The 13,948-nt window shown below is 47.0% G+C and carries 6 protein-coding genes; all 6 read left to right on the top strand.

Translation table 11 applies throughout. From position 1 onward, the window contains the following. Positions 1 to 4: 4 nt before the first annotated feature. The 6 genes from JT717_RS22575 to JT717_RS22550 all read left to right on the top strand — a co-directional run bounded on the left by JT717_RS22575 (position 5) and on the right by JT717_RS22550 (position 13,844). Positions 5 to 1,558, top strand: a complete 1,554-nt coding sequence (locus JT717_RS22575; RefSeq protein WP_205513311.1) for a RagB/SusD family nutrient uptake outer membrane protein — start codon at positions 5 to 7, stop codon at positions 1,556 to 1,558. Between the two features lie 390 nt (positions 1,559 to 1,948). After that, the gene (gene rpoB / locus JT717_RS22570; RefSeq protein WP_205513310.1) at positions 1,949 to 5,752 is read left to right on the top strand and encodes a DNA-directed RNA polymerase subunit beta; all 3,804 of its coding nucleotides are present in this window, start codon (positions 1,949 to 1,951) and stop codon (positions 5,750 to 5,752) included. 105 nt (positions 5,753 to 5,857) lie between these two features. Next, a complete protein-coding gene (rpoC, locus tag JT717_RS22565) occupies positions 5,858 to 10,150 on the top strand; it encodes a DNA-directed RNA polymerase subunit beta' (RefSeq protein ID WP_205513309.1) in 4,293 nt (1,430 codons plus the stop codon). 134 nt (positions 10,151 to 10,284) lie between these two features. Beyond that, a complete protein-coding gene (locus JT717_RS22560; protein WP_205513308.1) occupies positions 10,285 to 10,878 on the top strand; it encodes an OmpH/Skp family outer membrane protein in 594 nt (197 codons plus the stop codon). A gap of 404 nt (positions 10,879 to 11,282) precedes the next feature. After that, positions 11,283 to 12,749, top strand: a complete 1,467-nt coding sequence (locus JT717_RS22555; RefSeq protein WP_205513307.1) for an APC family permease — start codon at positions 11,283 to 11,285, stop codon at positions 12,747 to 12,749. Between the two features lie 99 nt (positions 12,750 to 12,848). Next, a complete protein-coding gene (locus JT717_RS22550) occupies positions 12,849 to 13,844 on the top strand; it encodes a bifunctional heptose 7-phosphate kinase/heptose 1-phosphate adenyltransferase (RefSeq protein WP_205513306.1) in 996 nt (331 codons plus the stop codon). Positions 13,845 to 13,948 lie beyond the last annotated feature (104 nt).

Raw genomic sequence — 13,948 nt, 5'->3', positions numbered from 1 at the left:
TCATATGAAACGCTGCAATATAAATTCATTATATATTCTATTACTATGTGCCCTGGCAGTATCAGCCACCGGTTGTAAGAAATGGCTGGTAGAAGAAGATCAGGATCCGTCGAACCTTTCGCCCGACAATTATTATACACTACCCGGTCACGCTGATGCAGCCATTGCCGCAGCATACGACAGAACCCGGTTCTTTGCAGGTGGTGCCGGAATATTTGCCAATAATTTCTCCATGCTGGAAATGCCTACAGGTACGGCTAAAACGGAAACCGGGCAAAATACCGATCTGAACAATCTGCTTGGACTTAGTTATAATGGCGACAATGTGTTTGTGCTTAACTGGTGGACCAACTTATACCAGGTGATTGCCCAAACCAATCTGGTATTAGATAAGGTGCCAGGCATTAAAATGGACGAAGCTAAAAAGAAGCAGGTTCTGGGTGAAGCACAGTTTTTACGGGCCTGGTCGTATTTTTATCTGGTACGGCTGTTTGGGGATGTGCCTTTATTGACGACTTCTATTTTATCAGCTAGTGACCCTATGGTAAACGCTGGCCGCACATCCAAAGATTCTGTTTACAGCCAGATAATAAATGACCTTAAAACGGCGGAAACCTCTGGACTGGAATGGACCGATAAGAGCGGACGTGTTTCACTGGGTGCTGTTAAATCGTTGCTGGCAGAAGTATATTTAACGATGGCTGGCTATCCTATTAACAAAAAAGAATATTATCAAATGGCTGCCGATAAAGCCAAAGAGGTAATAACCAGTGGTAAGTTCAGCCTGTTTGGCGATTACAACAGCCTGCACCTTGAATCAACGGAAAATCAGGGCGAGCATATTTTTCAAATTCAGTTCCTTGGTGGGGTGGCTAACAATGGAAACCAGGCCATATTGTTACCCAACTTCAAAGATGTCTCAGCCTATGGTACTGAAGTGGGATCTACTACACCAACCGTGCAGTTCTATAACTCATTTGAACCAGGCGACAAAAGAACTGTTGACCGCCAGGGTTTCTTTTATACATCGTACTATGATGGCGGTAATGGCGCTTTGAAGCCTTTGGGTGCGCCTTACATTTATAAACATTTTGATATCGTTGCGAACGGTACCGCGGGTGTTAAAGGAACTGCTATCAGCGGACTTAACTGGATGAATATCCGGTATGCGCAGGTGCTGCTCACTTATGCTGAAGCGCAAAATGAAGCAGGTTCCGGTCCCAACCAGGATGCCCTGAATGCCTTAAAAAGCATCCGTGACAGGGCAGGTTTAATGACCGGCACTTTGGGCAGCTATAACCAAACCTCTTTCAGGGACGCGGTATTGCGCGAACGCTGGCATGAACTGTGTTATGAGGGCATCACCTGGTTCGACATGGTTCGACGAAGGACGGCTTACAATGAAAACACCAACAGCTTTGAGAACTTCGTTGGGCATAAATTACCTGAAAGCGGTGCGGTGCTGGCGGAAAAACATCTGCTGTTCCCGTTACCTACCATTGAAATGCAGAACAATCCGAACCTGAGACCGCAGAACGACGGTTATCCGGGCATATAAGTGAATAAATAAGTAAGATTTTTCAGCCGCAAAGTCATCGGGCTTTGCGGCTTTGTTTTTATCTTTGAATCCGGTTCATGACGTTTTAACCTATCCAGCTCCCCATAAATTCTGCCTGACTGACATATTTCCGGTCCGATTTTTGGTCATTAATTTCTTGTTTTATAAGGTATATTCCTTACCTTTGCCCTCCATTTTTCACAAAAGCTAATTAGCAGAGGTACGTTGCTACATGGCCAATTTAACATAACTGCCTCTTTTTTAATTCTTTGGGAATTTAACCTTGGACGTTCAACAGGAACAAAAAAGGACTAAAATTCTCAAGGAAAATTTTTTTTGTCTATAGATGTTTTGTCGTACGAACAATTAAAAAAACCGGTTTTAAGCAATATGTCTTCAACAAAACTGTCAAACAGGGTCAACTTCGGTAAAATCAAGAATCTTGCTGAGGCGCCTGACTTACTCGAAGTACAAATTCAATCGTTCAAAGAATTTTTCCAGTTAGAAACCACACCCGACAAGCGTAACATTGAAGGGTTGTTCAAGGTGTTCAAGGAAAATTTCCCTATTACAGATACACGGAACATATTCGTGCTGGAATTTCTGGATTATTTCATTGACCCGCCCCGCTACACCATTGAAGAGTGTATGGAGCGTGGATTAACATATGCTGTTCCCCTTAAAGCGAAACTGAGGCTGAGCTGTAATGACGAAGAGCACGTTGACTTCCAGACCATCGTTCAGGATGTGTTCCTGGGGAACATTCCTTACATGACCCCGCGCGGTACCTTCGTGATCAACGGAGCTGAGCGTGTGGTGGTTTCTCAATTACACCGTTCTCCTGGTGTATTCTTCGGCCAGTCCATTCACCCCAACGGCACCAAGATCTATTCTGCCCGGGTAATTCCTTTCAAAGGCGCCTGGATGGAGTTCGCTACCGATATCAATAACGTAATGTATGCGTACATCGACCGGAAGAAGAAATTCCCGGTCACCACGCTCTTGCGTTCTATCGGATATGAAACCGATAAAGACATCCTGGAGCTGTTCGGGATGGCCGATGAAGTGAAAGGCGATAAAAAATCATTACAGAAGTATTTAGGCAAACGCCTGGCTGCCCGCGTATTAAGAACCTGGGTAGAAGATTTCGTAGACGAAGATACCGGTGAGGTAGTGTCTATCGAAAGAAACGAGGTGGTGCTGGAGCGCGATACCGTGCTGGATGAAGAAGCGGTAGATATGATCGCCGACATGGATGTGAAAAGCGTATTCGTGCAGAAAGAAGACGTTGGTGGTGATTACGCTATCATTTACAATACCTTAAATAAAGATACTTCAAACAGCGAGCTGGAAGCCGTTCAGCACATCTACCGCCAATTGCGCGGAGCCGATGCGCCGGATGATGAAACAGCCCGCGGTATCATTGATAAATTGTTCTTCAGCGACAAGCGTTATGATCTGGGCGAAGTAGGCCGTTATAAGATCAACCGCAAGCTGATGCTGAATCAGCCGCTGGATCAGAAAACACTGACCAAGGAAGATATCATCGAGATCATCAAATACCTGGTTCGATTGACCAACGGTAAAGCGGAGATCGACGATATCGATCACCTGAGCAACCGTCGTGTACGTACCGTAGGTGAGCAGTTATATGCTCAGTTCGGTGTTGGTCTGGCCCGTATGGCGCGTACCATCCGCGAAAGAATGAACGTGCGCGATAATGAGGTGTTCACACCCGTTGACCTGATCAACGCCAGAACCCTGTCATCTGTGATCAATTCCTTCTTCGGTACCTCTCAGTTATCACAATTCCTCGATCAAACCAACCCGCTGAGTGAGATCACGCACAAACGCCGTATCTCTGCCCTCGGACCCGGTGGTTTGAGCCGTGAAAGAGCCGGTTTCGAGGTTCGTGACGTACACTATAGCCACTACGGCCGCCTGTGTACCATTGAAACACCGGAAGGTCCGAACATCGGTCTGATCTCTACCTTGTGCGTTCACGCCAAGATCAATGAAATGGGCTTTATTGAAACGCCTTATCATAAAGTAGAGAACGGAAAGGTTGACCTGAAGAAGCTCACCTTCCTGAGTGCAGAAGAAGAAGATAATGCCAAGATCGCCCAGGCAAGTTCGCCGCTCGATGATAAAGGCCATTTCGTAGAAGAGAAGATCACCAGCCGCCAGACCGGCGACTTCCCGATCCTCGAAAAGAACGATGTGGAATTCATGGACGTAGCGCCGAACCAGATCGTGGGATTGAGTGCATCGCTGATCCCGTTCCTGGAGCACGATGACGCCAACCGTGCGCTGATGGGATCGAACATGCAACGCCAGGCCGTACCGCTGATCCGTCCTGAAAACCCGATCGTGGGTACAGGGTTGGAAGCCAAAGCTGCCCGCGACGCCCGTGTACAGATCCTGTCTGAAGGCGAGGGTGTGGTTGAGTACGTAGATGGCAGCGAAATTCATGTTCGCTACGACCGTACAGAAGCTGACCGCCTGGTGAGCTTTGAAGACGACCTGAAAATATACAAACTGACCAAATTCATAAAAACCAACCAGGAAACCTGTATCAACCACAAACCTGCTGTGAAAAAAGGACAACGTCTGAAAAAAGGCGATTTCCTTACAGAAGGTTATGCGGTACAGGGAGGTGAGCTGGCACTGGGCCGTAACCTGAAAGTGGCCTTCATGCCATGGAAAGGGTACAATTTCGAGGATGCGATCGTAATCAGCGAAAGGGTAGCCAAGGAAGACCTGTTCACTTCTATTCACATTTCTGAATATGAACTGGAAGTACGCGATACCAAACTGGGTGAGGAAGAGCTGACACCCGATATTCCAAACGTATCGGAAGAAGCTACCAAAGACCTGGATGAAAATGGTATCATCCGTTTGGGCGCCGCCATTAAAGAAGGTGATATCCTGATCGGTAAGATCACGCCTAAAGGTGAAAGCGATCCTACGCCGGAAGAAAAACTGTTACGCGCCATCTTCGGTGACAAAGCCGGGGATGCCAAAGATGCTTCTTTGAAAGCGCCAAACGGGGTAGAAGGAGTAGTGATCGGCAAAAAGCTGTTCCAACGCGCCAAGAAAGACAAAAACGCGAAGATCCGTGAGAAGGCCGCCCTGGAAAAGCTGGAAAAAGTGCATGAAAAGAATGTTGAGGATCTGAAAGAAGAGCTGTTGAATAAACTGCAGACCTTATTGAAAGATAAAGCGTCTGCCGGTGTAAACAACAACTTTGGTGAAGTGCAGATCGGTAAAGGCGCCAAGTTCAATCCAAAGAACCTGGGTTCTATCGATTACCAGAACGTAAATCCGCTGGGTTGGACTGGTGATGCGCAGATCGATGATGCCATCAACACGCTGTTGCACAACTACAATATCAAGTACAACGAAGAACTGGGTAGATATAAAAGAGAGAAGTTCAACATTTCAATCGGGGATGAGTTACCTGCCGGTGTTTTGAAACTGGCTAAAGTATACCTGGCTGTTAAGCGTAAGCTGAAAGTGGGTGATAAAATGGCCGGTCGCCACGGTAATAAAGGTATCGTTGCCAAGATCGTGCGTGCTGAAGATATGCCGTTCCTGGAAGACGGAACACCGGTTGACATTGTATTGAATCCGCTGGGTGTACCTTCCCGTATGAACCTGGGCCAGATCTATGAAACTGTATTAGGCTGGGCCGGTTTGAAAATGGGTGTGAAGTTCGCTACACCGATCTTCGATGGAGCTACCACAGAGGAAATTGCCAAACACATCAACGATGCAGGTTTACCAAGCTTTGGTCATACATACCTGTATGATGGTGAAACAGGAGACCGTTTCCACCAGAAAGCTACCGTGGGTGTGATCTACATGATCAAACTGCACCACATGGTTGACGATAAGATGCACGCCCGTAGCATTGGACCCTACAGTCTTATTACACAGCAGCCGCTGGGTGGTAAAGCACAGTTCGGTGGTCAGCGTTTCGGTGAAATGGAGGTGTGGGCACTGGAAGCTTATGGTGCTTCGAACATCCTGCAGGAATTGCTCACCATTAAATCAGATGATATTATCGGCCGTGCGAAAACCTATGAGGCGATTGTTAAAGGCGATAATATTCCAAGAGCCGGCATTCCTGAGTCGTTCAACGTATTGGTGCATGAATTGAGAGGTTTAGGTCTGGATCTGAAATTCGAATAGCCGATAAGCGAATCGAACGTTGAAGTGTGCGACGCAACGGATGATGAAAAGGGTTACTGTCGCCGGTAACAAGAAACAAAAAACTAGAAACAAGAAATACGAAATATGGCTATTAAAAAAGATAATCGTCCCAGAGCCACGTTTTCTAAGATCACTATCGGGCTTGCCTCACCGGATTCTATTTTAGAGCGCAGCTATGGTGAAGTATTGAAGCCCGAGACCATCAACTATCGTACATACAAACCCGAGCGTGATGGTTTATTCTGCGAACGTATTTTCGGACCTGTAAAAGATTATGAGTGCGCCTGCGGTAAGTATAAACGGATCCGTTATAAAGGGATCGTGTGCGACCGTTGCGGTGTTGAAGTAACTGAAAAGAAAGTACGTCGCGAGCGCATGGGCCACATTAAACTCGTGGTTCCTGTAGTTCACATCTGGTATTTCAAAAGCTTACCAAATAAGATCGGTTACTTGCTGGGTGTTAGCTCCAAAAAACTGGAGAGCATCGTGTACTACGAGCGTTTCGTGGTAATTCAGGCTGGTATCCGTGAAGATCGCGGATTGAAATCAGGCGATCTGTTAACGGAAGAAGAATATCTGGAAATACTGGAGAACCTGCCCAAGGAGAACCAGTACCTGCCGGATGACGATCCGCAGAAATTCATTGCAAAGATGGGCGCCGAAGCGGTACACGATCTGTTGCAAAGAATTGAGCTCGACAGCTTATCATTCGACCTGCGTAATGCAGCCGCTACCGAAACTTCACAGCAGCGTAAAGCCGATGCGTTGAAGCGTTTGAGCGTGGTAGAAGCATTCCGCGAGGCCAATAGCCGCATCACCAACCGCCCTGAGTGGATGGTAATGCAATACATTCCGGTTATTCCACCGGAGCTTCGTCCGCTGGTTCCCCTGGATGGCGGTCGTTTCGCATCTTCTGATCTGAACGACCTGTACCGCCGGGTGATCATCCGGAACAACCGGTTAAAAAGATTATTGGAGATCAAAGCCCCTGAAGTGATCTTACGTAACGAAAAACGTATGCTTCAGGAAGCGGTTGACTCTCTGTTCGATAACTCCCGTAAATCTAATGCGGTTAAAGCTGAAGGTGGCCGCGCCCTGAAATCACTGTCAGATGTGCTGAAAGGTAAACAGGGCCGTTTCCGTCAGAACCTGCTGGGTAAACGTGTTGACTACTCCGGCCGTTCTGTAATCGTGGTAGGTCCCGAGCTGAAACTGCACGAGTGCGGTTTGCCGAAAGATATGGCGGCTGAATTGTTCAAACCGTTCATCATTCGTAAACTGATTGAAAGGGGTATCGTTAAAACGGTGAAATCGGCTCGTAAGCTGGTAGATAGAAAAGAAGCGGTGGTTTGGGATATCCTGGAAAATATCCTGAAAGGGCACCCGGTAATGTTAAACCGTGCCCCGACGCTCCACCGGTTGTCTATCCAGGCCTTCCAGCCTAAACTGATAGAAGGTAAAGCGATCCAGCTGCACCCGCTCGTGTGTTCTGCGTTCAACGCCGACTTCGACGGTGACCAGATGGCGGTTCACGTTCCGTTAAGTAACGCGGCCGTTCTGGAAGCCCAGCTGCTGATGCTTTCATCACACAACATTTTGAACCCGCAGAATGGTGCGCCGATGACCCTGCCTTCACAGGACATGGTACTCGGTCTGTACTACATTACCAAGGGTAAAAAATCTACCGAAACTGAAAAGATCCGCGGCGAAGGAAAAGCATTCTACAGCACGGAAGAAGTTATCATCGCTTATAACGAAGACCGCGTTGACCTGCACGCTCACATTAAAGTGAAAGTGGATGTACGCAACAACGAAGGTGTTATTGTTAAAAAGCTGATAGAAACAACCGTTGGGCGTGTGATCTTCAACGAGTTTGTTCCCAAGGAAGTTGGTTACATCAACGCCCTGTTAACAAAGAAGAGCTTACGCGAGATCATCGGTGACATCATCACCATTACGAATGTGCCTAAAACAGCCAAGTTCCTGGATGATATCAAACAGCTTGGTTTCCGTACGGCCTTCAGAGGTGGTCTGTCGTTCAGTATCAATGACCTCATTATCCCGTCTATCAAAGGCGATGTGCTTGATCAGGCCAAAGGCGAAGTAGACGAGGTATGGGATAACTATAACATGGGTCTTATCACCAACAACGAGCGGTATAACCAGATCGTAGATATTTGGTCGAGGGTGGATACCCGCATTACCGAAACGTTGATCCGTGAGCTGAGCAGCGACAAACAGGGCTTCAACTCTGTGTACATGATGCTTGACTCCGGGGCCCGCGGTTCCAAACAGCAGATCAAACAGCTGTGCGGTATCAGGGGGCTGATGGCGAAACCCAGAAAGTCAGGTTCAACCGGAAGTGAGATCATCGAAAACCCGATCCTCTCTAACTTCAAAGGTGGTCTGAACGTATTGGATTACTTCATCTCTACGCACGGTGCCCGTAAAGGTTTGGCCGATACCGCCCTTAAAACAGCGGATGCCGGTTACCTGACCCGTCGTTTGGTTGACGTAGCCCAGGATGTGGTAATTACAGAAGAAGATTGCGGTACGCTGCGTGGTATTGCCATCAGCGCACTGAAAGATAATGAAGAGATCGTAGAGCCGCTGTACGACCGTATCATTGGCCGTACTTCGCTCCACAACGTATACAACCCGCAAAACGATGAGCTGATCGTTGAAGCCGGAAAAGAGATCAACGAAGATATCGGCAAACAAATCGAAGAAGCCGGTATTGAAACCGTAGAGATCCGCTCGGTGCTGACCTGCGAAAGCAAACGGGGTGTGTGCGTAAAATGTTATGGTAAGAACCTGGCTACCGGTAACCGGGCACAGAAAGGTGATGCAGTAGGTATTATTGCTGCCCAGTCAATCGGTGAGCCTGGTACACAGCTTACCTTGCGTACCTTCCACGTGGGTGGTGTTGCCGGTTCTGCTTCAGTGGAATCTTCACTCACTGCCAAGTTCGATGGTACCATTCAGTTTGATGGTTTGCGTACGGTACCTGCCGTTAACAATGAAGGCGATCCGATTCAGGTGGTTATCGGTCGTACCGGTGAGATCCGTAACATGGATATCAAGAACGACCGCCTGCTGAATGTGGTGAACGTTCCTTACGGTTCAACCCTGTTCGTGAAAGACGGTCAACAGGTGAAAAAAGGTGATACCATCTGTACCTGGGACCCCTTCAACAACGTAATCGTGGCCGAGATCGTTGGTCAGGTAAGATTCGACAACGTAATTGAAGGTGTAACCTTCCGCGAAGAGGCCGACGAACAAACAGGTCACCGCGAGAAAGTGGTTATTGAAACAAAAGATAAGACCAAGATACCTACCCTGATCGTAGAGGGTAAGGATGTAAAACAATACAACCTGCCTGTAGGCTCACACATTGTGGTTGACGAAGCTGAAGAAGTGAGAGCCGGCCAGGTGCTGGTGAAAATACCTCGTACGCTGCGGATGCAACGCGACATCACCGGGGGTCTGCCTCGTGTAACCGAGTTGTTCGAAGCCCGTAACCCGGGTAACCCCGCTATCGTGTGCGAGATCGACGGTGTGGTAGCTTTCGGCGCCATCAAACGTGGTAACCGCGAGATCGTGGTAGAAGCGAAAGATGGTGTTATTAAGAAATACCTGGTTCCGTTGACCCGCCAGATCCTGGTACAGGATGGTGACTTTATCAAAGCCGGTGCGCCGCTGTCTGACGGACAGGTTTCACCGAGCGATATCCTGTCTATTAAAGGTCCGTTCGCCGTACAGGAATACGTGGTGAATGAAATTCAGGAGGTTTACCGTTTACAAGGTGTGAAGATCAACGATAAACACATCGAGGTGATCGTTCGCCAGATGATGAAGAAAGTAGAGATCGTGGATCCGGGCGATACCCGCTTCCTGGAAGAAGATCTGGTTGACCGCTTTGACTTCAACGATGAGAATGACTGGATCTTTGATAAGAAGATCGTTTCAGATCCGGGAGAAAGCGCCCGTCTGAAAGCCGGTCAGATCGTTAGCCTGCGTGAAATTCGCGAAGAGAACTCCCTGCTGCGTCGTACCGACAAGAAGCTGGTTGAGTACCGCGATGCTAACCCGGCTACCTCTCACCCGGTGCTCCTGGGTATTACCAAGGCATCGCTGGGTACGCAAAGCTGGATCTCAGCCGCATCGTTCCAGGAAACAACCAAAGTGCTGTCATCGGCTGCCATTCAGGGTAAGACCGACGATATGCTTGGTTTGAAAGAGAATGTGATCACAGGTCACCCGATACCGGCAGGTACTGGTCTGCGTGACTTTGAGAACATGATCGTAGGTAGCAAGGAAGAATATGAATTGCTACAGACAACCCGCGAAGCGATGAGCTTTGACGAAGAAGAGTAATTGATCAGCAATTTGATAATTTATATAAAGTAGGAAGCTAACCCCTTCCTACTTTTTTTATAAGGCTATTGTTCTGTTAAAAGTTTTAACAATTTTGTTTTAGTCAGACATTCTATATTGCAAAAAAGGCGTTCATGAAAAATATCTCTACTATATTATCTATTCTCGCTCTTGTTCTCATAGGTGTGCTGTTTTATTTTCAATTCTCTAAAGCAGAAACGAAAAAGAAAGTAGTGGCACCTGCCGATAAAAATGCACCTGCCAATTTCGCCATAGCTTATTTTGATATTGATTCTTTGCAGGAACATTATGAGTATTTCAAGGATGTATCGGGCGATATCAAGAAGAAAGAGAACGCCATGAATGCTGAATTGAACGATTTAACGAATAAGTACCAGCGCACCATTCGTAAGTGGCAGGAAAAAGGCAACAATATTACCCAGTCAGAAGGGGAGCAGGCCCAGCGTGAAGTAGGTTTGCTGCAACAGCAATACCAGCAACGTAAAGGAGAACTGGAACAGGAAATGCAAAAGCTGCAAGTGGACAGGATGACTGAGCTGCGTAAGCAGGTAGAAGAGTTCTTAAAAGAATACAACAAGTCAAAGAAGTATTCTTACATACTTTCTTACGAACCGGGTTTTATTATTTATTATAAAGATTCTGCGTTTAACATTACCGGTGATCTGATCTCAGGGCTGAACTCACAGTATAAGGAAAAGAAAAAATAATGTGATAATTTGATAACGTGATAATTTGATAATGTGATAATTTGATAATGTGATAATTCGCCTTACTAAAATCGGGACAGGTTTTTGATAATGAAAGAGAGAACCAGGAAGTAGAAGTAATAAAACAAGAACACTTTAATATGAAAGTCCGGAAGCGGCATATTGACAAATATGTTTCTTCCGGACTTTTGCTTTCAGCCTAAGGCTTTCGGTCTTCCGCCTTCTCCCTCAGCCTTCATCATTAGGCGTAATCCTTTTTGCCTGCTAGCTTCCGCCTTCAGCTTTGAGCGTGCCGGCGTCCCTGCTAAAATTGGAAAACCTGTGGAAATTTGGGATAACCGGGATTCGGGTTAGTTTCCTTATCTTGTGTTAAAACCTGATTTTCTTACCCTTATATAACCAATATGGCAGAACACGCTTCATCATTTAAACCATCGCTAAGTTTATTGGATGCTACCATGGTGGTAGCCGGTTCAATGATCGGTTCGGGTATATTTATCGTTAGCTCCGATATTACCCGTAATGTAGGAAGTGCCGGATGGATGATCGCTGTATGGCTGATCACCGGTTTTATGACCATCACGGCTGCTGTAAGTTATGGGGAGTTGAGTGGTATGTATCCGAAAGCGGGCGGGCAATACGTATATCTCAAAGAAGCATTTAATCCTTTAGCCGGCTTTCTGTATGGCTGGAGCTTTTTTTCGGTGATACAAACCGCCACGATCGCTGCAGTAGCTGTTGCTTTCAGTCGTTATACGGCTTACCTGATCCCCTGGTTCAGCGAAAGCCATAAATTATGGGGTATAGAAAAAGGCCTGAATGCGCAGGGCGTTATGGAGTATTCCTTTTCTATCAGCGCTGCCCAGTTGCTGGCCATTGCATTGATCGTATTTCTTACATATACCAATACAAAAGGCATTAAGGGCGGAAAGATCATTCAAACCTCCTTTACGACGGTAAAGCTGCTGTCGTTGTTCGGTTTGATCATTTTGGGTTTCTTACTGGTGAAAGAGAGCTTTTGGGCCGAGAACTGGCAAACGGGCATGAATGCTACCCACCTGCAGCAGGACGCGCAGGGCAATTTCATTAAAGGGGGCGAATGGCTACCCATCGGCGGTACGGCGCTCATTGGCGCCATAGCGGCTGCAATGGTAGGCTCTATCTTCAGCAGCGACAGCTGGAACAATGTGACCTTTATCGCCGGTGAAATAAAGAATCCGAAAAGAAATATCGGGTTAAGCCTTTTCCTGGGTACCCTGGTGGTTACCATCATTTACGTAACGGCCAACCTGATGTATCTCAATGTTCTGCCCCTGGAACATATAGCGTATCCGGAAGGGGAGCGTGTAGCAGTTGCAGCGGCCACCTCCATCTTTGGTAATGTAGGTGCCTATGTAATTGCGGTAATGATCATGATCTCGACTTTTGGTTGTAACAACGGGTTGATCCTGGCGGGCGCCCGTGTATATTACACCATGGCCAAGGATGGCCTCTTCTTTAAACAAACCGGGGTATTAAATAAAAATGCAGTGCCTGCCTTTGCCCTGTGGATACAGTGCGGTATGGCAAGTTTGCTGTGTTTGAGCGGCAGTTATGGCGATCTACTCGATATGATCGCGTTCGTTGTGGTGCTGTTCTATGCATTGACGATTCTGGGCATTTTCATCTTACGCAAAAAGCGTCCCGATGCGGAGCGGCCCTATAAGGCATTTGGCTATCCGGTGCTGCCCATTATTTATATTATTCTCGCATTGACATTTTGCATTTTTCTTATCGGAATGAAACCGCAATATGCGGGTATCGGGCTGGCAATTGTTTTGATAGGAGTGCCTTTATACTATATTGCAGTTCGAAATAAGAAAGTCGCATAAAAGCAAAAACGGCTATGGCTTGTTTACTTCGCCGGACGATACCAATGCGTGCGGGGAAGCGATGGCGGAGTGGCTGCAATAGCTGAAATTTGAGAAATTATGAGTAAGATAGATTTTGACAAACTGTTTGACGGCTTCTCGGATATAAAAGCAGGGGTAATTGGAGATGTGATGCTGGATATTTACTGGTGGGGGCATGTGGATAGAATTTCGCCGGAAGCACCCGTACCCGTGGTAGCGCTTGATAAAAAAGAATATCGCATTGGGGGCGCCGGTAACGTGGCGCTGAACCTGGCTGCGCTCGGTGCACAGGTTTCAATATTATCAGTAATGGGTAATGATGAAAATGGCGGTACCCTAATAGAACTTTTCAACGAAAATCAAATCAATACTGCGTGGATCGCCCAGCAGCCTTCACGCATAACCACTGCCAAAACGCGCATTATCAGCCGGAACCAGCAAATGATGCGGCTGGATGCGGAGATCACGAAAGACCTGAGTGCGCATGATGAAAATGCCCTGATCGAAAAAGTGCGCCAGTACATCACCAGTGAGCAACCGCAGGTGATCATTTTTGAAGATTATAATAAAGGAGTGCTAACGGAGCGCGTGATCAAAGAAGTGACTGCCCTGTGCAAACAACATGGGGTGATCACCACCGTAGATCCTAAACGAAAAAATTTCTTTTCCTACCAGGGAGTGGACATATTCAAACCGAACCTGAAAGAAGTAAAAGACGGGCTCAACCTGTTGATCGAGGATGTTAACCTGGCTACCCTGAACGATATACATCAGCAATTGCAGAAAAAGTTAAGTCATGCCATTTCTTTTATCACCCTGTCGGAGAAAGGCGTGTTTTACCAGGAGAACAGTACAGCTAAGATCATTCCTTCGCACTTACGGAATATAGCAGATGTATCCGGGGCCGGCGATACGGTAATAGCCGTAGCCTCCTTGATCTATGCCGCTACCAGGCGAATTGACCTGATGGCTGAGGTTGCAAATATAGCCGGCGGATTGGTGTGCGAGGAAGTGGGCACGGCGGCCGTAAACAGAGAGCGGTTATTGAATGAATGTAAAGAATTGCTTTCTTAGGTCACACGTTGAACTGTAAGCCGAAACCAGAAATGGGCGCTGGAAAAGGCAAAACGCCAATGATAAACCGGAGTCGAAAACGGTAAACTTTGCTCTGAACAGGT

This window comes from Longitalea arenae (assembly GCF_016924755.1).
Lineage (GTDB): Bacteria > Bacteroidota > Bacteroidia > Chitinophagales > Chitinophagaceae > Niastella > Niastella arenae.
This window is presented reverse-complemented; position numbering and strand designations above follow the sequence as displayed.